The organism is Leptospira dzoumogneensis, assembly GCF_004770895.1.
In the GTDB taxonomy this organism is placed as follows: domain Bacteria; phylum Spirochaetota; class Leptospiria; order Leptospirales; family Leptospiraceae; genus Leptospira_B; species Leptospira_B dzoumogneensis.
This window is the reverse complement of record NZ_RQHS01000001.1, coordinates 38,352-62,841: the sequence shown is the minus strand read 5'-3', so window position 1 is coordinate 62,841 and position 24,490 is coordinate 38,352. Positions and strand designations below refer to the sequence as shown.

The following is a 24,490-nucleotide window of genomic DNA, read 5'->3' as shown; positions in this document are numbered from 1 at the left end:
ATTCCCTTCTCCGAAAGGAGAAGGGAATATTCTACAAATCTAAAACTATAAGTGCCAGCTAAGTCCCATTCTCTTTTTATAATATTTATTCTATTTTCTATCTTCGGGACTTTTAGCTCTGTTTATGCGACGAGCACTGAAAAGATCCAGGAATACCAAAAATTGGCCCGGACCAAAAAACTTTGGGAAGATAGATACTGGATCCTTCTATTACATTATACTAAAACCACATTCGGGAACTGGGTAAGCGAAGCGGACTCTTCCTCTTTTTTTCTTTCCGGAGAAGGACGAAAAAATCCGGAAGAAGAGCTGCTAGGTTCAATCCAAACATTTATGACGGACATATCCCCTCCTCCGGAAGAAGAAAATTGGATGCATCCTGCATGTAAATTCCCCGAAAGAAAAAGATGGATCCAAGAAAAACTTTCCATCCCTGATTCCGATTTCGCAAAAGTAGATTGCGGAAGATTCGAAAAATGGTTCGCAACTTTGAACCCTAAAGGTGCAAAAATCATATTCGCTTCTTATTATATGAACGCTCCTGCTTCTATTTTTGGTCATACTCTCTTAAAAATAGATTCGGGAGATCTCCATCGAAAGGAAATTTTAGAATATTCAGTGAACTACGCGGCAAACGCAGATCCAGAATCTACAAACGCGATCGTTTATTCCATTTTAGGCCTATTCGGCGGGTATCCGGGAACATTCTCCTTATATCCATACTATGTAAAAATAGCGGAATATAATGATATCGAAAGCAGAGATCTTTGGGAATACGAACTGGATCTAAAAGAGGAAGAAGTTAGAAGAATGACGAGGCATCTCTGGGAATTAGGAGCCGCCACATTCGATTATTATTTTTTAGACGAGAACTGTTCTTATCATCTATTTTCTTTGATAGAAGTAGCAAGACCAAGCCTTCATCTCAGGGATAAGGCTCCGTTCGTGATCCCGGGAGATACTGTTAAAAAATATATAGAGCAGGAAGGTCTTGTAAAAGATATAAAATATAGACCTTCTTTACATAGTAAAATTATACAAAAACTCAGGAAAATGAACGAGGACGAAAAGGACATTTACGAAAATGTAATGAAGAACGGGAATATTTCCCTTTTGACAAGCAGGGAACCGGATCCCAAGATCAGGACTTCTTTTCTTTCGGACACGATCCTGGATTCTTTTCGTTATAAAAAAGCGGAAGGAGATTCTCCTAAAGAGTGGGACCAAACTTATAAACAATTACTCTTATTCAGAAGTAAACTTCCAACCGACTATGAAGATTCCGGATATTCTCCGATCACCCAAAGCCCTCATATGGGCCACGGAAGTTCCGCTTTGTATAATGAAGTCGGAACATCCAACCTGGGAAATTTTATAGGCTTCGGTTATAGAGCAGCAGTTCATGATCTTTTGAATACTGACCAAGGTTATATCCCGAATTCTTCCGTGGATTATTTTTCTCTCAAGGCGAGATATTACCAAGACTCTAAAAAACTTCATTTGGAAGAATTTCATTTGATCCGGCTTCTTTCCTTGACTCCTTATAATTCATTGGGTCGTTCCGTTTCGTATTTTGTGGATTCAGGAGCCGACTCCTCCGTGTATGAAAAAAAGGGAAATAAAGAAGATAAAAAACTTCTAGAATGGCAGGCAATCCTTCGCCCAGAAGATCTATCATATACACTTTACAGATTGGATGAAATTTCTAGATCGGAAAAATATGAAAGAGTCACAAATGCTAATATAGAAACCACCTTAGGTTATAGTTTTCAGGACCAATTTTCGGAAGGACCGAAACGTTTTTTATTCTCCGCTCAAGCGGGGGCAAAAGTAAGATATAACGGCAAATACGATACGAATGCGGTAGTGGCTCCTCAAATCGCGGCTTATTGGATCGCAAATTTCGATTCTTTCAAAGCGGTGCTTTCCCTGCATTATTATACTTTTTCGATTTACGGAATCCCGGATGATTACAAGGCACAATTAGGATTTCGTTATGCGATCCATAGAAATCATGAATTGAGATTAGAGGCGAAAGCCCAAAGGAATTATAATGAAGCCAGCTTCTCCTATGTGTATCAATTTTAAATATATCCTTTCCATTCTTCTTTTCCTATTTTTTGGCAACTGCTCCTCTATGTTATTTTATCCTACGAGAGAAATGTATATCCCTCCTGAAAAAATGGGATTCCAACCCGAAAAAATTTCTCTTCAAATGAAAGATGGAACGAACATCAAAGTTTGGATCTTCAAACCTTCTAAAGGGAAAGCCAAGGCGACCATCCTTCAGTTCCATGGGAATGGTGATAATATGTCCAGCCATTATATCAGTCTTGTTTGGCTGGTGGAAAAAGGCTACGAATTAGTGATATGGGACTATAGAGGTTACGGAGATTCCGAAGGAGAAGCGGAGAAGGAATCTATATTAGAAGATTCTAAAGAAGTTCTGAAATTCGAACAAAATAGAGCGAAAGAACTCGGAATCCCTTGGATCGTTTACGGACAAAGTATGGGGGGAGCGCTTGCAATCAGATCGGTAGGAGAAATGCAAAACAAAGAAGGACTGTTACTGGTTGTAGGTGACGGAACTTTCGCGTATTATTCTCATGTGGCGAAAACCGTGGCGGAGAAGGTGTTTTTCTTTCCGGTAGGACAATTGGTCGGATTCTTCTTCTCCGATCATTTAAGCCCTGGAGAAGTAGCGGATCAAATTTCTCCCGTAAAACTTTTGGTCGTTCATGGAACGGATGACCGGATCGTTTCCTATCCGAACGGGATGGAACTTTTTCAAAAAGCAAAAGATCCTAAAATTTTCTGGGAAATCAAGGGTGGAGGACATTTAGATTGGATGGAAATGGGAAGGTCTAAAGGCGCCAAAAATTTCGTAAAATTCCTGGAAGAACTGATCTCTCATTGGACTCCTTAGTTCTCCTAAGGGATCCAAAACATTCTTTTACCTTCTAATAAAGATCTTAGTGCATCTTCCGGTTTGGATTCTTGGATAAATAGTTCCGGCAAAGAGAAGTTTCCGGTATTATAAAGTTCTATGGATAAGAATGAGATCTTACCTTCTTTCGCAAAAAATACTTTTTCGAAATCTCTACATTTCAGCGCATAAACTCCGGGAGATAACTCCAAGGTTCTATATTCTCCCGAATCCAATCCGAAGTTTTGGAATAAGACACGATTCCCTTCTTTGAAAGATCCCGGATATTTATACAATTCTACTGCAAAAGAGAATAAAGACTGAGCCTGTCTCTGAGGTCTAAGCACATACAAAAGTGCCTTGTCTTCTTTTACTTTTTTAAGTTGGTCGAATCTCTGAGTGCTTGTGCAAAAAGTTAACCCTAAAATCAGGCAAATAGAAAGTAAGAAGGTTCGAAAGCGAGCAATACTCTGAAAAAATCTGGTAGCTCCTTGGGCTCTCCGGTTAAAATTGACCTTAATTCGAGGATTTTTCATGAAAATTGAGTTCACACCCGAGCAGTACGAAACCTTACTAAAATCCATCGCGATTTCCAGTTGGATGATCAATGCTTTTAACGAAGGTGACGAGGAATTAAATTCCTACGCCGAACTCGAGCAATACATACTTTCCTTTGCAAAAGATTTTGGGAAGCAGGAATTCGTAGACTATGATGCCGCGGATAATGTCTACTTCCCCACCCGCAAATTCGAAGACCAGACCGATATATTCGATATCATCTCCGATTACGATAATGAATTATTCTGGGATGAGCTAATCCACAGAATGGCCAGAAGAGATTTCCTCCAAGAATACGGAGAAACCGGTGTTGCTTCTATGGCAATCGAAGAAAGGATCGAAAAAGAAGCTCCTTATATCAGCAAGTACGAAGAAATATTTACGAATCAAGGCCTGGAGAATATAGACATTCGTCCTTAATTCATGTTTGATCAGGAACCTTTCGGAGTTTTAGAAATTGAAAACCTTCTGCCCAACCTAAGAGGAGAAGGTACATTAGGAAAAAGAAAAATAGAAATCCCTTATTCTCTTCCGGGAGACGTATACGATGTGTACAAATTCGGAAAAAGAAAAGTTTTCTATAAATGGAACCCTACTCATTTAGAAAAGAGGGCTTCTTCTCCCAAGTGTCCAAGTTTCGGAGAATGCGGCGGATGTTCCGGCCAACACCTCCCCTATCCAGACCAATTCAAATTAACATCCGGGCCGATCTTAAAAGGATTAGAAAATTTTAATCCGGTCCATAAAGGACTATCTCCCGCGGACTCTTCCTATTCTTACAGAAACCGTATGGACTTTGCGGTCTTTCCTGGGAGAGTCGTCGGCTTAAGAATGTCCGGAAATTTCAGAAGGATTGTACCCATAGGAAATTGTTCTATCCAATCCGATTGGGCAAATTCCGAAATGCCTTTATTCCAGAAACTTTTGGAATGTTTTCCTGAATTGGAATATGACCGCAAAAAAGAAACAGGTTATTTGAAATACTTCACTCTTCGCAAATCGGTATTCAATGATGACTCCATGAGTATTCTTACATTCACGGAAGATTTCAAAAATGACGTTCTGATGAATGAAGTTGCGGAAAAAGCAAAGGAGATCCTAAGCGCCAAAAATATAGTATTCTGTTTTAACCGCAAAAAGGGAGAAATTTCCGCCTCAGGAGAAGCGATCGCTATCCGAGGAAATATTTATCTGATAGAAGAGATCTGGGGTAAAAAATTCAAAATTCCTTTTGACGGTTTCTTCCAACCGAACCCTAAAGAGTTCATTAAAATTTTAGAATTTATCAAATCTAAAATTAAACCGGCAGAAAATCTTGCGGATCTTTTCTGCGGGAGTGGATTTTTCTCCATTCTATTCGGGGAAAATTTTTCCAGGATATTAGGGATAGATATTATATCTTCTTCCGTATCAGCGGGTGAGGAGTTCCTGCAGGATATTTTCCCGGATAAAAAAATAGAATTTCTGGCATTTGATCTATTTCATAAAAAGGGTTTGGAGAAAATGTCCTCAGCGGATCTTCCTTGGAAGGATTCTGTAGTGATCGCAGATCCTCCCAGGAGCGGCCTTTCTCCCGAATTATGCGCCTTTTTAAATTCTAACCCTGTTTCCCAGTTGATCTATATTTCCTGTAATCCTGAAAACCTTTTAAGAGACGCCCGAATTTTGGAAGAATCCTATCAAATGGAGGAGTTCCTACTCTGCGATCCGTTCCCTCAGACCCCTCATTTGGAAGCAGTATCCATCTTCTCCCCTAAAAATCGCTGAAGGGAATCCGATTTTCCTTCGATAGTAAGTACCAAAGGTATACGAAACCGACAGGTGCCCATGAAACGATTTTCTATTATCATTCTATCATTCTTAATTTTAGCGGTTTGGGGTTGTAATACAGTCATCATCCGTCCTTGGAATGCTCCGAATGCTCTCAAAACTTCCGAAAAGATCAGAGTCTTTTTAGGAAAGGCTGAGTCCGATCTGATGATCAAAGCGGATGGAGTAATTTTCGTATATGATGTGAATGATCTTCTGATCAAACGTGCTTACGATGCGATCTCTTTGGACGCTAAAAAATTGAAAGCTCCGATCCGTTTCGTAGCGGACAATCCAGGTTTGGAATATAAGGGAAGAAAGTTCAGAGGAGAAATTTTACTCCAGCCTGATAAGAATGGCAACGTTCTACTCATCAATAGAGTTCCATTAGAAGAATATTTGTATTCAGTTGTTCCATCAGAAGTTCCTGCAGGCTGGCCGACCGAGGCTTTAAAAGCTCAGGCGATCTGTTCCAGAACGTATGCGATCAGAGAGATCCTGAATAAAAAAGATACCGCTTATGATGTGGAATCCACCGTGAATTCACAAGCTTACTCCGGTATGGTGAAAGAAAATCCAAGAACCACCCAAGCAGTCCGTGATACGGAAGGTGTTCTCGCGGTTTATGAAGATGATCCTATCCATATGTTCTTTCATTCCAATAGCGGGGGAAGGACCGAAACTCCTGACCAAGTTTGGGGAGGAAAAAGACTTCCTTATTTAGAATCCGTTCCTTCCAGATTCGATGAGGCCGGCGATAATTTCGTTTGGAAAGAAATTTTAAACCAAGATAAAATGGACCAGACCCTTTCTTCCTTAGGTGTGGGTTCTATCCAATCCGTCCAAGTTCTTTCCAGAACTCCTTCCGGTAGAGTGGATCTTTTAGAAGTGATCGGTAAACAAGGAACTTCTAAAATTAAAGGAAAAGAATTCCGCAGCTTACTTGGAACTTCGGTGAAGTCTCTTCGTTTCGGTATCAAAAGAGAAAGTGAAGGATTTTTGATCAAGGGTATGGGTGCAGGTCATGGTGTGGGCCTAAGTCAATGGGGAAGTTTCGGTATGGCGAAACAAAATTTTACCTACGCAGAGATTATCCGTCATTATTACCAAGGAATTGAATTCGCAAGGATCACTAGGTAAGAGACTCGGAGTTTCGCGCACTGAGAACACAGGGCTGCAAAGATTCCCACGCTGAGCCGCTGAGCCGCGGAGAGAAGCCGGGAAGGTTTTTATATGCGGTGTTGGAATTCCTACAATTCGAAGTCCTTGGAGATCTTAGCTACTCAACTCCGTGGTCCCTTTATCTCCGCGTCTTTGCGCCTCTGCGTGAATATTACCTTGCTTCTTGGCATAAAGAAAACAAAATAGGATCATGTCGAATTCGACAAACAAGATCCTAATCAAAAATCTAACCAAGTCTTATAGTAACGGAAAACAAAACGTACCGGTCCTAAAAGGGATCAACCTAGAGGTTGCTGATACTTTTTTAACTTTGATGGGCCCATCCGGTTCCGGTAAATCCACATTTTTGAATATTCTATCCGGGATCGACCAAGCAGATTCAGGAGAAGTTTGGATCGGCGGCAAAAACCTAAACAATTTTACGGAACAGGAACTTACGGAATATCGCAGGAACGAAACCGGGATCATCTTCCAATTCTTTCACCTTCTTCCTTACCTAAGCGCCTTGGAAAACGTGGCCTTACCTCTTTATATCTCAGGTTTAGGAAAATCAAAAGCGAGAGAGATCGCAAAAGAAGCCTTGGAGAAAGTTGATCTCACTCATAGATTTAAGCATAAACCGGATGAACTTTCCGGCGGTGAACAACAGAGAGTTGCGATCGCAAGAGCGCTTGCAAAACGACCAAGTATCGTTTTAGCGGATGAGCCTACCGGAAATTTAGATACCTACCATGCTCATAAAATTTTGGAACTTCTATTGGAATTACAAGAGAAGGAAAAGTTCTCTTTATTCATAGTCACTCATGATAGAGAGATCGGGGAAAAAGGAAAAGTCCGGCTTAAAATGAAAGACGGACTCATCTTGCCGGAACAAAATCCCGCCTTGGATCTTGTATGAATTTATACTTCTTATTCTTATACGAATATTTTAAGACCCATCTTCCCAGATTCATATTTGCACTTTTAGGAATTTCCTTGGGCGTGGGCCTCTTTTTATCCACCACAAGCAATGCAAACAAGGCGGAAAAGTCTCTAGTCGATTTTTCCATGGGATATTTAAAAGGTGATTTTAATTTAAAAATTTCTCCGACTAGACCGGGCCAAAGTCTGGACTGGCAAATTCTTTCCGAAATACATTCTCATCGGGATCTAAGAAATATTTCCGCAATACGGCCTAGGATACAGCAGGAGGGAATTTCTTCGGACAATCTAAGAGTTCTTTATATGGGAATGGACCTGACCAAAGAACATTTAGGAATCCCTTTAAAAGAAAATACAGGCTCGGACGGCTCCGGTCCATTAGAAAAAACGTATGTATCCAAATCCTTAGCGGAAAAATTCGAAGGCGACCCATTTACCCTACTTCTGAATGGAAAAAACTGGGAGTTTAAGGATTATATCCCGGTAGAAATGGAAGGCGGCTTTTTGATCATTGAAGACATTTCTCTGATCCAAGAAAAATTTTCAGATATAAACGGAGCGGATTATCTTCTTTTGAAATCCTCTGACCTGAATCTTTCTCAAACGAAAGAAAATTTACAAAAGATCTTAGGAGCTAAGGTAAAAATAGAAACTTCGGAAGAGATCCAAGAAAAATCCGCAAATGCTCTTCGTTCTTTCCAGTTAAACCTTTTGATCATTTCTTTTATCTCACTTCTGATCGCATTCTTCATGGTTTCAAATACTATGACCGGTCTGTATTTGAGTAGAGAAAGAGAATTGGGGATCTTAAGAACTCTAGGATTGGATGTAAAATCCTCTATTTTTCTTTTTTTAAGCCAATCAGTATTGCTCGGGAGTATTGGCACAGTTTTAGGAATAGTATTCGGAATATTCTTCTCCGGTCTGGATTTTTTCCGTCCTGAGTCAGGGCTTGTGGATAAAAATCTATTATCCACTTACAGTTCAATTTCCCTTTCTGATCTAGGTCTTGCTGCAGGACTTGGAATTTTGGGTTCGGTTATTTCTTCCGTTTATCCTGCGATACGAGCGGGAAAAGTCCCTCCCCTTTCCATACTACGAGATTCTCAAAAAGAAAAAAGACAGATCCCGAATTCAAGACTGGCGATTTATGGCGGGATCCTGTTTTTTTCTTCTTTAGGAATTTCTAATCTTCCTTCTCCTTGGAAACTGCCTCTGCCCGGTTTACTTGGTGTAGGAGGTGTGACTATCGGGATCACATTCGCTTTTCCTTATTTACTTTCCTTATTCAGTTCAGGTGTTTCTAAAATTCTGGATAGAAGTGATAAAAGTTTTCCCTTTTTCAGGATCGGTCTGGAAGAACTAAAAGAAAATCCTGGAAGAAATACCTTAACCGCTGCAACCGTAATGCTTGCGGTTTCCTTGGTTTTATGCCTGACAATCCTGACAGACAGTTATAAAAAATCTCTGAATGATTGGGTGGATTCGGAATATCCTTCCGATTTTACGATCATCAATGATCGGTTCTTCCATTCGGGTATCCACGGCGGGGTTCCTAAAGATCTTCCGGAAAAGATCAGAGAATTAGGAGTTAGCTCTTATCTGGACGGATTTTTAGTGAATACATCCTTTGAAACGGACAAAGGAAATTTTATTATTCACGCTTATGATTTTTCAGTCTACCAAGATAAACCGGAAAGAATAGAGAATGAGGTAAAGGAAGAAACGGATGTTTTAATTTCTTCCAATATGGCCCATTTGAAAAAATTGAAAGTGGGAGATGTTCTGGTAGCTCAAACCCCTTTCGGCAAAAAGGATTTTCATATCAAAGGGATCAAGGAACACTTCTTCTCCGAAAAAGGAACAGTGATGATGGATGTACGTTCCTACGAAAAAAATTTCGAATTCAAGACCTTGAACTCTATTAAACTTTTCTTAAAAAAAGAACATTCTGACGCTTCCGGAATAGAATATTCTAAAAAGAAAATTTCGGATTTTTTAAAGTCGGATCCTGAATATAAGGATCTTATTCTACTCGATTCCGCTCAACTCAGGGAAATTTATCTATATGAGATCAATAAAGTATTCAGGGTCCTGGATTCGCTCAAGGCGACGGCCATTCTGATCTCGGTGATCTCTCTACTTTCTTCTCTCGTCCATACTTTGTACGATAAGCGCAGGATCTTGGGGCTTCTAAAATATTTAGGAGCATCCGGGGATCAACTTGGGATTATTTTAAAAACGGAGTCCGTGTATCTGACCGGATTCGGGGCATTCTTCGGGATCATCTCTTCCCTCATCATGTCCCCTATTATTCTTTATGTGGTGAATAAGAACGCGTTCGGCTGGACTCTGACCTTCTCCTTTTTGCCGGAAACCCCGGTCCTAATCCTAATTTTTGCACCTATATTAGGCTGGATTTCCGCGATCTATCCTCTGCGTTTATTGAGAAAAATGAGCTTTCAGCTCAGTCCTGAATGAGGAAAACTATCTTGATTCCTAACTAGCCTGGAAGTAAGTTATTCCTTCAATGGCTACTCAGCTGGAAATCGCCCTGGAACTTGCGGAAGAGATCAAGAAGATCAACCAGCAAGAAGACAATCGTATCCCTTCTTCCGATTCTTTTTTGAAAGATATGATCGCATTCTTTTCCAGGGATATGCATGAGATCCGACAAGTCCTGGAAATGCTCCGGGAAGCTAAGTATATTTTTATCATCAAGATCGTTCTCCCGGAACAATCCAAAAGTGCCAGGGACCAAGACCAGGGAGTGGACGCTTATATCTATGCGGACCTAAGGATCGTAAACGAACTGAAAGGTTTTGCGGAAAAAAAATTGGAGAAGGCCTATGAGGCCACCTATTATAAAAGAAAATCTCCCTTCCAGATCACACGCGAATTATTCCCTAAGATCAAAGAACATAATAATACTCCTTTGGGAAGGTTTATCAATATCGCGGTGATGTTGGAAGAATACCAAAGGGTTCTTACCGCAGCTCCAAACGATTACGATGATAATAGGCGCAGGAATGTATTATCCGAGTTATTGGAAAGAAACGGGACCCCGGTCGCTGTAGCCAGAGATATTCCGGATTATGAGATCACTTCCTTAGGAGGAGGTGGAGGTTCTCCTTTAGGTTTTAAAAGAGCAGCCGACGCAGTCGCGTCTAATGAAGTTGCATTTAATCCGAAAAGCCCCTGGTCCAGACTTACCTCCAAATTTTCAGTGGAGTTTTTAGTTCGTATTCATTTGAGAAAATACGAATTCGATACCGTGCGTAAATTGATCCTGGGCGGAAAATTAGTAAGCTTTGATGATCTAAAATATGTAAGAGATAGTGTCCAGACCATGGAAAACCATGTACATCTGGATCCTATCTTACAAAATTTTACGGAAGAGATGACCGAACTTAGAAGACTTGCTCAGAAAAAAATGAATATTCTGAAAGGTATCACCAATTCAGGATCTATCCAAAATTAACCCACTCGAAATATCTAGCGAGCAGAACGATCAATAGTACCACTAAGATAAAGATATATCTCCTTCTTGCGGAATATCCTGTGTCCATTCTATCTTTAGGAAAATAGATCATAAACAAAAGTGCATTCGCTACGAATACTATAAAGAGTGCGTCTTGTTTTTCTTTCCAGTATCCGCTTCCGAAAGCGATTGCAGCTCCTATAGAAGGCAGGAATGCGATAAGAGTTTTCCAGCTTAGGACTTTTGTATCTTCTTCAAAAACTTTTGCCTTTTTGCCGGACTTCTTCTCTAGTTCGCTTAAGAACTGATCCATATTTTCTAAATTTAGAATAGGGATATAAGTTCCTTGTTTGGAGATGAGTAGAATTCTTTCGTAGCCTCTAAATCTATCTTTTTCGATACTTTCCAGATCACGGAATTCGAATTCCATACATTGGCCTTTCGCGTTCCATTGTTTTAAGGAAGAAGAGTCCAATTCTACTTTAGCACCTTCTAATACTTTTAACTGTCTTCTGTAATTTTTTAAAAGAAGAAGTATCAGAACCCCGCTGAGCAGCAAATACATGGATAGAAATGCGGATCTTTTATCCAATTCCACCTGAACAAAACTGACCCCGATGAATATTACAAAAACTGAAACCACAAGTCCTGTGCGGATCAGTAGTTTTTTCTTAAAAACGGGAGAATCATATTGAAATACGGACATTAGTCTAAACTTCCGAATTCGGATTTTTTAAATAAAGGGAAAACTTTGATCCCTTCTTCTTCTATAGCAATTCTTCCGCCTTCTTCTCTGTCCAAAATGCAGATACATGCGGTTACTTCCAATCCGGCGTCTCTCAAACTTTTGATGGCTTGCAATGTAGAACCTCCGGTAGTGATCACGTCATCCACGACCACACAGGATTTGACCGCGTTTACTCCGCCTTCTACCAAATTTTTGGTACCATGGTCCTTGGCTTGTTTTCTCACGATCAATGGGAATACGTTCTTGGACTGTTTTCTATATTCCAAAGAGATCCCGAAACAGATAGGATCCGCTCCCATTGTGAGACCACCGAATGCCTCTTCTCCGTCCAGACCGGATTCCGGCAGATGTTTTTCCACAATATACTTACAAAGTAATTCTAATCTTTGAGGATGGAGAGTGATTTCCTTACAATTAAAATAATGCCTGGATTTTCTACCACTGGCCAGGGTGAACGGTTCCTCTCGGAAACGATAGGCGTGGGTTTGAATGAGTTGAAATAATTCTTCCCTCAAAGCGGATCTCCCTCGGGCATCGCCCGGAATTCCATGATAGTAGGAACTCCTCAGGAAAAAACAGATTTTTGAGCCGGATTGCAGCCGAGGGGAAAAATTCTAAATTTTCGAATTTTTTCGCAACCTGGGTCCCCGATTTCGCTCTTATCAGAAAAACCAAGACGGGAAAAACCGACATGGAACAAACGAAAAAGAAATTAGCGTTGAAGACCACAATCTTCTTAATAGCGACTCCGATCATCGGGGTCATCGGGACGGGTGCCTTATTATTTACCAGAGGTATTCCATTAAACACATGGCTTGTGTATCTATTTATGACCGCTGCAACCGGGTTAGCGATCACCGGGGGATACCACCGTCTGTTTTCGCATAGAGCTTATAAAGCTTCTTTGCCGGTAAAACTTTTTTATATTCTTTTCGGAGCCGCCGCGTTCCAACAATCAGTGATCGAATGGAGTTCAGATCATAGGATCCACCACAGATTCGTAGATAAGGAAGAAGATCCTTATGCGATCACAAAAGGATTCTGGTATGCTCATATTCTTTGGTTATTCGAGAATAGAGATCATAGAACCCCCGTTAACGTAAACGATCTTTACGAAGACAAATGGGTGAAATTCCAAGACGATCATTATTATCCGATCGCTATTTTCATGGGATTCATCTTCCCTACCCTTCTTTGTGCTCTTTGGGGAGATGCGTTAGGCGGATTATTATTAGCAGGTTCTTTAAGAATTGCGGTCAACCACCACATGACATTCTTCATCAATTCCCTGGCACATTATAAAGGAGATCAACCTTTCTCCGGTAAACATACCGCTAAGGACAATTGGATCATCGCATTATTCACTTTCGGCGAAGGTTATCATAACTTCCACCATGAGTTCCAAGCGGATTACAGAAACGGTATTCGTTGGTTCGATTACGATCCGACCAAATGGCTCATCAATACATTCGCATTCTTCGGTTTAGCAAGCGATAGAAAGACTATCTCTGAAGAACAGATCCTGCGTAAAAAAATGGTGATGGAAGAGAAGGCTCTACGTGAAAAACTAGAAGCAAAATCTCAAACCTTAAACCAAGGATTCGAAGAAAGATTAGAGGCTCTGCGTAATTCCGTTCAGGAAAGCCAAGCCAGAATGATCAATTTGAAATCTGTGAAAGAAGAAGCAGGCAAGAAAGCAGTTAAAGAAGCTGAGTCGGAATACAAAGTGGCGTTGAACACTTGGAAAAGATTCGTTTCCGGAGATCTTGCTCCGGTCTGATATTATTCCCAGTACCTGATCCATTGCCCTCCTTCGGGAGGGCTTTTTTCATTTAATCCACCGCAGTTTCCCGCGTGTTGGAACTCCAACAAAACAAATATAATTGAAACTCTCGCCGCGTAGGAACTCCTACATCATTTAAAAAATAAACTTAGCTCATTCTTTTAACATAGGCCGCGTCCCTCGCGATTACCCTTACTTCGCTGACTTTTTTATTTTTCACGCTCGGGTCAGGCTCTTCGCTTCAATCAGCGAAGCACCATTCCATCTTTTTAAATTCGAGTTCTTTCCTCTTATCGCATGGTGCATCGCCGGATTTACGCTGCGATCCTTCGCGGGTTCTGAAAGAAATATTTTTCACTTATTCCAAGCTATTTTTTTACTTCAGCCCGTGTGTCAGATTCAAGTACATTCAATTTCTCACGCAGAGACGCTAAGACGCGGAGAACACACCAAGCTCACAGAGGCTTTCGGAATGGACGCCCATCGTCACAAATCCTCCCCCGCTCTGCGACTCCGCGGCTCTGCGTGATATCATGTAATTTTAAATATGATTCCCGATCGCGTTAGGATCTCCTAACTGAGAAACATCCACTTCTACTTTTAATTTGTGTTTTCCACCACCGAATAGAATTCCTTTCAAAGGAGAAACATCCGAAAAATCCCTGCCTACGGAAGTATGAATGTATTCGTCCGTGATTGCCTTTCCGTTTGTAGGATCAAAGTCGAACCAACCTTGTCCGGGACAATATACGGAGATCCAGGCATGGGTTGCATCACTTCCTCTTAACTTAGGTTTACCTGGAGGAGGATACGTTTCTATATAACCGGAAACATATTTGCAAGGCAGACCCAAAGAGCGGAAAGCAGCCAAGGAAAGATGAGTGAAGTCCTGGCAGACCCCTTCTTTTTTTTCTAAGACCTCATCCAGAGGTGTATAAATATTAGTGCTTCCTGCTTTGAATTTAAAATCTTCTCTGAATCTTTTTACATATTCCAAAACGGATTCCAAATAAGGACGATCCATCGGAAGGTATTTTTCCAAAAAATTCTTATAGGAAATCGAGCGGCTTACAAAAGAAGAATCTCCTACGAATTCCATCGCCTCCAGATCTTCCTTTTCCGTAACAGTTTTCAATTTTTGCAATATTTCGGAAGCGGTGATCGTGACTTGGTCTTTTTTCTTTTCAGGTTCGGATGTAAAAACCTTTGCTTCCGCAGTCACAGAAAGGATATTATGAGGAGTTTCCACAGCGAAAGAATATACTGTGTTCCCGAAATAATCGGTTCTGAATTCGGTATATTTAGGTTTAGGAAGGATCTCTATCCTAAACTCTCTACAGATCTGTCTCTCATTGGATGTAGGACAAAGATGAGCCAAATTCAAACAATGAGAAACTTCCTTTTCGTAAGTATAATGGGTCAAGTGACGAACCGAATACTCAGCCATAAGGTCCTCCCAATCTAACTTGGTTTTCCACATAGCGGAAGTATTTAGCGGCGACTGCGTCGGAGACGGATTTTAATTGGGCAAGAATATCTTCCAGCCATCTGCGGAGTCCGCCCGCAGGATCCGCGTATTCGAAAATTCGTTTTGCATCTTCTTCACTGAAACGAACTAAAACATCCGTAAGTCTTTGGATCTCTTCCGAAATTTCTTCTTCTTTTCCGGAAGAAGAGAAGAGTGTGTTCTCTCTTAATCTTTCCAACTGGAATGCGAGTGATCTAGGATTACTTTCGTCGAAGATCAGAATGTCCACGACCGATTCCGCTTCTATTCTATATTTATAACGTCTTCTGTAAGTGATCCGGATATCGTTCACATTCAAAAGACTTTCGAACATACTTTTGTTATGTATGGAAGATCTTTCTATTGTGGAAAGTAAGAGCCTAGCTATAAACTGTGCTCTCTCCAATCTTTTTCCCATATCCAGGAAGAAATATCCGGTTTCACGACTCATACTTTCATTCGCAAGTCCCGAGAGAGAAGCAAAGAGGTTCACAAGCTTTTGCAGGTATTCCAACACTTCGTCATAACTTGAATTTCCAGGCGCTTCGGATTCTAATCTGGAGATCAAATAACGTGTATCGTCAGAGATCCTGTCTCGAACCGCCTTCGAGCTTCCCACAAAAAAGTTCAGATCGTGGCGGATACTTCCGGAAGAATAAGGAGATATCGCCAATTGGAATATTTTCTCCCGGATGGAATCCAAAGAATCTAATCCATTCGTTTCGAAAAACCCGAGGCTGTATCCCGAAAGTTGGTCCAAGATCCCGAGTAATATAGAGAATTGTTCTTTTTCGTAAGATTCTTCCGCTTCTAATATCTTGTGTACAGTTTCCCTTAGAAGTCTGGACATATTTTCTGCACGTTCCGCATAACGTCCCATCCAGAACATATTGTCTGCGACCCTGCTCGGAATACCGGAACTTTTTCTTTTGATCGGCATCCTGCCGATCTGTCCAGGCAGAAGACTGAACTCCTTCTTCTCTTCGGAAGCTAAGATCCAAAGATCTTTGGAGATGGCTCCTCTTTGGTTGGTAATGATAAGTTCATCAGGCTTAGGAGAAACTCGGACAAGTCCTCCAGGCATACATGTATAGCCGTTCTCGGAAAGACAAGTGAATGTTCTTAAGACCGACTTACCTATCAGTAGCTCTTCCGAATCTCCCGAAAAAATAGGAGATGTGGAACCGGTTAGTATTTCCTGTGCAACATAACGTTCCGGCCTTGTCTCCACCTTGGTCCTTAGATCCAACATTTCATTTTCTTTCAAAGTAGAGAGAAATACGGAAGGATCTAAAGGAGAACGAATTGCCGGTTTGATCGTATATTTATGAGGATTAGAGAATACTTCTTTGCGGGAATTTTCGTCTCCCATCCAAAGAGTCGGAACATTCGGAAGGATCAGATCTTCTCCCAAATAAAATTTACATAAACTAGGAAGATACGCATGGATCGCACGATTTTCCAAGAATCCGGAACCGATAGGATTTGCTACAGTGACATTCCCTGCTCTCACCGCACCCAAAATACCGGGAACTCCCAAAAGAGAATCTCCCTTTAATTCCAGAGGGTCCATGTACCAATCGTCTACACGACGAAAGATCACATCTACTTGCTGCAGACCTTCTATCGTTTTTAAAAAGACCTTATTATCTCTAACAGTCAAGTCTTCCGCTTGCGCCAAAATATATCCCAGATAACCCGCAAGATAAGCATGCTCGAAATAGGTTTCGTTCCCGGGTCCGGGAGTCAGAAGAATCGTAAGAGGTTCTCTATCTTTATTGGAAGAAAACGAATTTAAGGTCCTTCTTAATGCTCTGAAATATAGAGCCACTCTATGGACTTGAGAGTCTCTATACAGAGAAGGAAAAATACGAGAGAGAACGATCCGATTTTCAAGAGCATATCCGGAACCGGAAGGTGCTTGAACACGATCTCCTATCACATAAAAATTTCCCTGGCTGTCCCGGCTGATATCCGTCGCCAGAAAGGCTAAACGGAAATTCGTAAAATCATAAACCGGAGCGCAGGCTCTTAAAAATCCGCCGGATTGGAATAGGACTTCGTGAGGGATCTTTTTTTCGTATAAGGATCTTTTAGGACCGTAAATGTCCTTTAGAATTTCATTAAGTAGTTCGGATCTTTGGGCGAGACCTCTTTCTATCCCGTCCCATTCTTTGCTGTCCATGAGAAGAGGAAAAAGATCCAATCCCCAGACTCTTTCTCTTTCATCCCCGTAAACATTATACGTTACTCCGCTTTCTTTTAAGATACGGAGACTATCTTCTTTGCGTCTTCTTAATTCTGCGCCGCCTAGATTATTTAAAGAGCGAAGTAAAAATTCGTATTTATCCCTGGACTTTCCGTCAGGGAGGCATAGCTCGTCATAGACTCCCGGAGCAGGTTTATATCCGGAAAGAAGATTTGCTGCTTGGGAAGTTCTCTGATTCATCTTCCGAGAGACATTTTCATCTCCCGTCCGATTTTAATCCAGCTTTAAAGTAGCCCCGATATTGATTTGTCTGTACGGCCCTTGTTGGATCCCGACAGGAAGTCTTCCTGAGATATACACTCTATCTTCTAAATTTTTTCCGTTCACGAAGATGGACCATCTTCCTCCAGGGGCCTCATACCCGAAGTCTGCATTCCAAATTCCATATGCAGGAACAACACCTTGGCTTCCGTCCGTACTTTGGTTTTTAGTATTCTGAAGGTCGGAATATTGTTTGTCGAAATATTGATACTCCACTCTGGCATAAAATCCGGACGGGCTTTTCACTCCGATCGCACCTATAAAAACATTCATAGGAACGTAAGGTAGATAGTTTCCGTTTGTGTTCACCTTGATCAAGTTTCCCGCGGAGTTAACCGCATACAAAGGTTGGTTCGTGATACTCACAGTACCATCTGCATTTTGTATCGTCCCGACAGGAATGTAAGTAGTAGAGATCGCTTTTGTATAGGAATAAGTAAATTCCAGGGGAATTTCCCATCTGGATTCCGCAAATTTTCCGAAGTCGAAAACAAAATTACTCTCTACTCCTCTATTCACCGATCTTCCCGCATTGATCGGGACGGCTCCTAAGCCGGAACCTGCTTCGTTCGTATTTACGATTTGATTCGAAAAATATAATGCGTATGTACTGACCTGAGTGTAGAAGTAGCGGGTTATATTTCCCCTGAAACCCGTCTCGTAATTATTGGATCTTTCCGCACTGAGTTTATAACCTAAACCTAATGCAGGATTTTGAACGGTGGAGAATGTAGGTGGAGAAAATGCAGTGTGAGCACCCGCAAACCAGATAAACTTTTCGGTAATATCAAATGTAAGCCCTATTCCAGGTAGAACTACCTTAGTATAAGTTTCATTTGCATCATTTACTAACATGGATTGACCAACAGTATTCGCATATCCCTTAGTAACATCATCCGAAGTCGCAAGCCTTCTATGAGTATATACTCCTTGGAAAATATGTTCGTAACGAACTCCGGGTATTACCTTGAACTTATCAGTAAGTTTGATAGAGTCCTGCACATATAAAGCGTAAGCTCTCGCATTACGATTTTGTTGTTGGGTGGTAATCCCTTTTGTAAGAGTCGGATAAGGAAATACATTATTCGCTGCATTTACGGATTCGTAATGCATTCTCGCACCAAAAGCGATCTCATGATCCAAACCGAATGTATTAAATTTACCCTCTACCTTGGATTCCAGACCGCCTGTCTTAAAGAAAGAATGTCTGTTAGGAGTGGAATTTAACATATAAATCACATCTCCCGGCTGGTTACCGATAATATCCGGAGCGTAAACACCAAAAGCATTCTCTGGAGGCCTTGCAGGAAAACCGAATTCAGTTAAATTATTATAAGAATAAGATTCTTGGCGAAATAAGAATCCCACATTGGTCCAATAGGCTCTTGTGATCATCTTCCAATTTTCATTAAAAGTATGATCATGGCCAATCACCGCAGCCTGCCTATCTATGGACTTTTGGTCGTATCTGGCAGGATTGATCCTTGGATTTTTCCAATACAAACCTTGGGTCAATCCCAAATAAGTAGATTGAGCCTCTTGTTGATAAGACTGGTATTTTAGAAAAACGGAATCCTTCTCCCCTAATTTCTGGATCAACTTCAGGTTCAGATCGTTCACTCTAAAACCTTGGTAGTCCCTAAAACCATTTCCTTGGTTATGCATATAAGAAATATCATAACCGGTATTCGTGGTTTGGTTGGTCCCGCCATACTGCATCAGACTGGAAGCATAACCGTTCATTCCTCCGATCACCTTCGCACTAAACGTAGGTTTTTCAGGAGGTTTTCGTGTCACATAGTTGACGATACCGCCCAAAGTGGTCGGTCCAAAAAGAATGGAGCCCGAACCTTTCACGACCTCCACTCTTTCCATTCTATCTATATGAGGCACAAAATAACTTTCAGGTTGTCCGTAAGGACTTAAAGAAGTGAAAACACCGTCTTCTAAGATCAAAGTTTTTCTAGATTCTTCGTTACTCACACCTCTGAATGCGATATTCGGAGTAAGACCAACCGCGTCTTGGTAACGGATCGTAGCTCCGGGAACCCTGCGCAAAGCTTCCATAGAATCGATCGGATTCGTTTCTTTTAAGATCTTTTTACCGATCACACTCGCGGAACCTGGGATCTTCTTAATATCATCATCCTTGGCACCGATCACATTGATCTGACCGCTTTCTAAAAATCTTCTTTTTTTCTCCGCAAGAGTTTCTTCTTGTTTGGATGTTTCCTTTTTAGAAGGATCTTCTTGTTCGGAATCCGAAGAAGTTCCGTTCGTCCCAGTGTTTCCATTGGGCTGGGAGAAAAGAAAAGAATTAGAAAAAATGAAAATACTTAAAATGAGAGAAGAACGGAATCGTTTTTGGAACATCAATCTCCGTCCCCTCCCGGTCCGCCTGAAACCGGACTCGAGCCCGTAAGAGCAGCCAGTTCAGTGTTCAGAATTTTTAATAATTCGCTTAAGTCATTGATACTCGATTTGATCGCTGTAAAATTCGTGGCATTAGCACTTCCCCACGCAGCAGGTGGATTAGAGGTTGAAGGAGTAATATCACCTAAATGTTCTTCCAGTTCCGCGATCTCTCCATCTATCTCTTCGGCCAAATCAGGACTATAAAATTTTACGTAATCTTTAAGCCCTGCCCCAGTTCCGTTTCCGGTATAAATCGCTTTAAAAGTACTTAAATTATCTATTAAGTTATCGAAAGACCGTCCTGAAAATCTGGACTCCGCTCGGTCGGAGTTAGGAGAAGAACCATTCCCGCCTCCGGAAAGACCTTCCGGAATTTCCAGTTTTCCGTCTTTCATGATACTTAAAAGTTGGATTGCGGATGATAAAACGACATCTAACGCGATACCCGAACTTGGAAAGGTAGCAGAAGTTCCGTTACCGGCAGTTGCAAGTTGAGTCCCAAGAGGATTTGTCCCGCTCACCTTCCAGGCATCAGTCACATTCTGCACATGCCCGCTGTATTCTAAGACCAATGCTCTCAAAAGTGCCGCTCTTCCATCTGGAGCATTAGAAAAATCGACACCACAACTTGGTGCAGTTCCCCTATTCGCTCCGGCTCTGCTAAAAAGAATATATTCTATCGCACTAATACCTTTGGCCTTGTTTTTCATCTGACCTATAGCTTGTTGTGCGTCCGAAATGTCCCCGGTTGTAATTACATCTAAATCATCCAACTCACCTGTATTAGGAGAAGACTCGGTTAGATAATTGATCAAGAAAGGATCCATCCGAGTAAAGTAAGCGAGAGTGGTTCCAAAACGAAAAGGCTCTACTTTTTTCAGATCAGATTTATGAGCGACCCATGCTGCTTGTGCCGCGGATAAAGAATCGGAAGCGCAAAGATCGTCAGTTGCGGCAACGAGAGCATCACTGCTTGATTTCAAATTCACAAACAGTGGGGGAATTATATTATTTCCTAAATTCTGCAAAAGGGATCTAGGATCGAATGAATTGAACATCTGGTAGAGATATCCGTTCGTATTCGCCGCACCCGATGCGGAGTTTTTATGAGAACAAGAAATGAAAATAGAAAGTAATAAGATACTTAAAATGATCCAAGCGGTAAGGATCAGCTTTTTAATCCGGAAAAACCTGCCGAATCGTCCGCTTCTAACAGAATTGTTTTGTCGCATAGTTCCCTCGAAACTGGGCTCTTTATCTTGAGAATCAGAATTATTTTTCTAGAACTGGTTGCAACTGTTTTTGAGATCTGTTCTCACAAACTGAGTTTGATAAATACTAATTATTCAACCCACCGAAGGTCCATTGTATAGCCACTCGCGTGCTTCAATCGTTTAGGCTCGGAACCATCTAATGCAGAATGACCATCCGCTAAAAATCTGGAGATCCTGCGAGACTCAGCTTCATAAGAATTCACCGGGAAGGTATCGTAAGATCTTCCGCCAGGATGAGAAACATAATAACGACAGCCGCCTAAAGGACGAGAAGACCAAGTATCCCAAACATCAAACACCAAAGGAGTATGGACCGGAAGATTCGGATGCAAAGTGAACACAGGATTCCAAGCCTTGAATCGAATTCCTGAAACTGCTTCTCCCTTCCTGCCTGTGCCTTTGAGCGGAACTTTGTAACCATTACAACTCAAAAGATAACGATCACTCCAGCCTTCTACCTTTACTTGCAATCTTTCTAATGCAGAATCTACTGCTCTGGAAGTTCCGAAAGAAGAAGACTCTTCTCCAAGAACATTCCAAGGCTCCAATGCCATTCTAAGTTCTAAGAATACTTCTTCTCTTTGGGTCGTACCATATACAGGAAAGCGAAATTCGAAAAATGGAAGGAACTCTTCCTCTTGGAATGCAAACCCGTGTTCTTTCAGATCTTTCAGAACATCTTTAAAATCGGCCCAAACAAAATGAGGAAGAAGAAAACGATCATGCAGCTCCGTTCCCCAATGGATAGGAGATTGCACATAAGGTTTTTCCCAAAATCTGCAAATCAAAGAAAGAACCAAAAGTTGTTGTACCACACTCATTTTATAATGAGGAGGCATTTCGAATCCTCTTAACTCCACAAGACCCAAACGAGAACCCATAGGAGGGTAAAGTTTATCTATAGAAATTTCAGCTCTATGAGTATTTCCTGTTAGATCCACAAGCAGGTTCCGGAACAAACGGTCAATGAGCCAAGGATTTGATCCTTTAATTTTATCTAATTGAGAAGAAGCTAATTCATATTCGTATAATATTTCGTCCCTGCCCTCATCCAAACGAGGAGCCTGGGAAGTAGGACCGATAAACAGACCTGAAAAAAGATAAGAAAGAGAAGGATGATGCTGCCAATAACTTACTAAGCTGCGCAGAAGGTCCGGTCTTCGTAAGAATGGACTGTCTTCCGGAGACATTGCGCCTACAGTGATATGATTCCCTCCTCCTGTTCCGGTATGCCTTCCATCTATCAGGAATTTTTCGGCACTTAGGCCTAACTCCTTTGCTTCTTCGTATAAGATACGTGTCTTTTCTTCCAGCTCTTTAAAATTAGAAGAAGGGTGTAAATTTACTTCCAAAACTCCCGGATCCGGCGTTATCCGAAATAGGCCTAACCTGGAATCGGAAGGAGGTTCATAACCTTCCAATACGATCTTTACATCCGCTTTTTCGGAAGCAAATTCCAGAGAAGAGATCAGATCCATCCAAGGTTCTAAACCTTCTACCGGAGGTAAAAATACATGTATAGAACCAAACCTCGGCTCAATAACTAAAGTAGTTCGGATCGGAAGTTCTTTTCCGGCTGAAAAAAATTTAGGTTCTTTAGAAGATCTTTTTTCTAACACTGAATCCAGATCTTTTCGGGAACTTAATTTTTTACTCTTAGAAAGATCCGTAAGGACCGCATTCGGCCTGAAATTTTCGGAGATAGAAGAGAACGGTAATCTAAAACCTGCAGGGCCGTCTCCAGGGATCAGATATAATCTTTCTCTTTTGTATTTCCACTCGGAACTTTCCCATTCCGATTTTGTATAATTAAATTGTAATGGGATTGCGATCGCTTTTTTAAGTTTGAAGTCTCTATCCACCAAGGAGAGGACCTTCTTCCTTTCCAAAGCCTCGAAAGAAAAGTCTTCGGGGTTAAAATCTTCGCTCTTAGGGTCCTTCCATTCCGGAAGTTGACCCTCTTTCCATAAATAATAGAAACCGTCCTCATATAAGGAAACCATATGTTTGGGAGAAATTCCCAAGGTTTTGCAGACTTCTTCTCCGAATTTCTCGGAAAATTTTAATTCCTGATCTAAATCCTGTTTTTCTTTTTCAGAGGAAGAAGAGAATAATCCTTCGTTTTTCCATAAGGACTCCCCGTCTTTTCTCCAAAAAACATTCAAGGACCAGCGAGGCAAAGGTTCTCCGGGATACCATTTACCTTGAGTCACCTGGACCAAAGAACCGGGTGAAAATTTTTTACGAAGTTTAGTGAGAAGAGTTTCGCCTAACTCTAGTTTTTCTTTTCCGAGTGCGAGAGTATTCCACTGAGGATCCTGCCTGGAGCTGTCGGAAATAAAAGTAGGCTCCCCGCCTATCGAAACACGAATATCATTTTTTTTGCATCTAGTATCCAGATCCTTTCCGAGTTTCAGAACTCTATCCCAGGTCGGATCCGTATAAGGTTTAGTAACTCGAGGAGATTCCTGGAATCGTTTCACTTCCATTCTGAATCCAAACTTGGATTCGGCAGGGTCCGAATACCCGAATACCGGAGAAGCGCTTCCGGGTTCAGGAACTGCCGCTAAAGGAATATGACCTTCTCCTGCAAACAAACCTGAAGTAGGATCCAAACCCACCCAGCCTGCACCCGGTAGGAACACCTCCGCCCATGCATGAAGATCCGTAAAATCTTCCTTAGCTCCGGAAGGTCCATGGATAGAGACCTCGTCCGGTTTCAATTGGATCAAATAACCGGAAACAAATCTGGATGCGAGACCTATATGTCTTAAAATTTGAACGAGTAAAAATGCGGAATCTCTGCAGGAACCTGATCTTCTTTCCAAAGTTTCCGTGCAGGTCTGGACACCCGGTTCCATTCGGATCACATAAGAAATGTCCTGGTACACTCTTTGATTGAGTCCTACCAAAAAGTCTACGGTGCGTTTCGATCTTAAAATTCCGTCTTTTCTTAAAGATGAAATATAATTAGCGAGAGCGTTACTACCATCCGTTGCGCTTAGGTAAGGAAGAAGTTCCTTTCTCAAAGCATCCGAATAAATAAACGGAGTCTCTTCTGCGTCGGGCTCCAAGAAAAAATCGAACGGATTGATAACTTGTATCTCGGCAACCAGATCCACTAGTATTTTTAATTTTTCAGTCTTCTTAGGAAATACCAATCTTGCCTGGTAATTTCCGAAAGGATCCTGCTGCCAGTTCAAAAATTGTTCGGAAGGTTCCACCAATAGAGAATAAGAAACAATTCTTGTCCTGGAATGAGGTGCCGGTCTCAATCGAATGATATGAGGAGATAGCGCAACAGGCCTGTCATACTCATAAGAAGTTTCGTGAGTGAGAGAAACTAATAGGGACAT

Annotated in this window: 17 protein-coding genes; 9 read left to right on the top strand and 8 right to left on the bottom strand. The window is 41.4% G+C overall.

Annotated elements, in window-relative coordinates; genetic code table 11:
- The first annotated feature begins 51 nt into the window (after positions 1 to 51).
- The gene (locus EHR06_RS00260) at positions 52 to 2,088 is read left to right on the top strand and encodes an Lnb N-terminal periplasmic domain-containing protein (protein WP_135755184.1); all 2,037 of its coding nucleotides are present in this window, start codon (positions 52 to 54) and stop codon (positions 2,086 to 2,088) included.
- Positions 2,054 to 2,926, top strand: coding sequence for an alpha/beta hydrolase (locus EHR06_RS00255; protein ID WP_135755183.1), 873 nt, complete (start codon positions 2,054 to 2,056; stop codon positions 2,924 to 2,926). Before EHR06_RS00260 ends, EHR06_RS00255 begins: the two co-directional genes overlap by 35 nt.
- Before the next feature lie 5 nt (positions 2,927 to 2,931).
- Here EHR06_RS00255 and EHR06_RS00250 read toward each other — a convergent pair whose 3' ends face one another.
- Positions 2,932 to 3,462 (bottom strand): hypothetical protein, encoded by a 531-nt coding sequence (locus EHR06_RS00250; protein ID WP_135755182.1) that lies wholly within the window; start codon positions 3,460 to 3,462, stop codon positions 2,932 to 2,934.
- Between EHR06_RS00250 and EHR06_RS00245 the strand changes: the two genes are divergently transcribed.
- From EHR06_RS00245 to EHR06_RS00220, 6 genes are all read left to right on the top strand, one after another.
- A complete protein-coding gene (locus EHR06_RS00245; protein ID WP_100707761.1) occupies positions 3,461 to 3,904 on the top strand; it encodes a hypothetical protein in 444 nt (147 codons plus the stop codon). The two genes, EHR06_RS00250 and EHR06_RS00245, sit on opposite strands and share 2 nt — an antisense overlap.
- Before the next feature lie 3 nt (positions 3,905 to 3,907).
- Positions 3,908 to 5,251: a class I SAM-dependent RNA methyltransferase gene (locus EHR06_RS00240; protein ID WP_135755181.1), complete on the top strand. Its 1,344-nt coding sequence runs from the start codon at positions 3,908 to 3,910 to the stop codon at positions 5,249 to 5,251.
- Between the two features lie 60 nt (positions 5,252 to 5,311).
- Complete coding sequence (locus EHR06_RS00235; RefSeq protein WP_135755180.1) at positions 5,312 to 6,433, top strand: SpoIID/LytB domain-containing protein; 1,122 nt, start codon at positions 5,312 to 5,314, stop codon at positions 6,431 to 6,433.
- A gap of 232 nt (positions 6,434 to 6,665) precedes the next feature.
- Positions 6,666 to 7,373: an ABC transporter ATP-binding protein gene (locus EHR06_RS00230; protein WP_135755179.1), complete on the top strand. Its 708-nt coding sequence runs from the start codon at positions 6,666 to 6,668 to the stop codon at positions 7,371 to 7,373.
- Positions 7,370 to 9,877, top strand: coding sequence for an FtsX-like permease family protein (locus EHR06_RS00225; RefSeq protein ID WP_135755178.1), 2,508 nt, complete (start codon positions 7,370 to 7,372; stop codon positions 9,875 to 9,877). Before EHR06_RS00230 ends, EHR06_RS00225 begins: the two co-directional genes overlap by 4 nt.
- Positions 9,878 to 9,926: 49 nt before the next feature.
- Positions 9,927 to 10,877, top strand: coding sequence for a hypothetical protein (locus EHR06_RS00220; RefSeq protein WP_135755177.1), 951 nt, complete (start codon positions 9,927 to 9,929; stop codon positions 10,875 to 10,877).
- Here the strand turns inward: EHR06_RS00220 and EHR06_RS00215 are convergent.
- Both EHR06_RS00215 and pyrE read right to left on the bottom strand, forming a co-directional pair.
- Positions 10,864 to 11,583 (bottom strand): hypothetical protein, encoded by a 720-nt coding sequence (locus tag EHR06_RS00215; protein ID WP_135755176.1) that lies wholly within the window; start codon positions 11,581 to 11,583, stop codon positions 10,864 to 10,866. The two genes, EHR06_RS00220 and EHR06_RS00215, sit on opposite strands and share 14 nt — an antisense overlap.
- Positions 11,583 to 12,140, bottom strand: a complete 558-nt coding sequence (gene pyrE, locus EHR06_RS00210; RefSeq protein ID WP_135755175.1) for an orotate phosphoribosyltransferase — start codon at positions 12,138 to 12,140, stop codon at positions 11,583 to 11,585. The genes EHR06_RS00215 and pyrE overlap by 1 nt, the downstream gene beginning before the upstream one ends.
- A 176-nt stretch (positions 12,141 to 12,316) precedes the next feature.
- On the opposite strand from pyrE, the gene EHR06_RS00205 reads away from it, so the two are divergent.
- The gene (locus EHR06_RS00205; protein ID WP_135755174.1) at positions 12,317 to 13,405 is read left to right on the top strand and encodes an acyl-CoA desaturase; all 1,089 of its coding nucleotides are present in this window, start codon (positions 12,317 to 12,319) and stop codon (positions 13,403 to 13,405) included.
- 544 nt (positions 13,406 to 13,949) lie between these two features.
- Here the strand turns inward: EHR06_RS00205 and EHR06_RS00200 are convergent.
- From EHR06_RS00200 to EHR06_RS00180, 5 genes are all read right to left on the bottom strand, one after another.
- Positions 13,950 to 14,855 carry a transglutaminase family protein gene (locus EHR06_RS00200; RefSeq protein WP_135755173.1) on the bottom strand — a complete coding sequence of 302 codons (906 nt, stop codon included), beginning with the start codon at positions 14,853 to 14,855 and terminating at the stop codon, positions 13,950 to 13,952.
- Positions 14,848 to 17,364, bottom strand: coding sequence for a circularly permuted type 2 ATP-grasp protein (locus EHR06_RS00195; protein ID WP_135755172.1), 2,517 nt, complete (start codon positions 17,362 to 17,364; stop codon positions 14,848 to 14,850). The genes EHR06_RS00200 and EHR06_RS00195 overlap by 8 nt, the downstream gene beginning before the upstream one ends.
- A gap of 33 nt (positions 17,365 to 17,397) precedes the next feature.
- Positions 17,398 to 19,818: a TonB-dependent receptor family protein gene (locus EHR06_RS00190; protein ID WP_135755171.1), complete on the bottom strand. Its 2,421-nt coding sequence runs from the start codon at positions 19,816 to 19,818 to the stop codon at positions 17,398 to 17,400.
- Positions 19,818 to 21,092, bottom strand: coding sequence for an imelysin family protein (locus EHR06_RS00185; RefSeq protein WP_135755170.1), 1,275 nt, complete (start codon positions 21,090 to 21,092; stop codon positions 19,818 to 19,820). Before EHR06_RS00185 ends, EHR06_RS00190 begins: the two co-directional genes overlap by 1 nt.
- A 110-nt stretch (positions 21,093 to 21,202) precedes the next feature.
- Positions 21,203 to 24,490, bottom strand: a complete 3,288-nt coding sequence (locus tag EHR06_RS00180; protein WP_135755169.1) for a transglutaminase family protein — start codon at positions 24,488 to 24,490, stop codon at positions 21,203 to 21,205.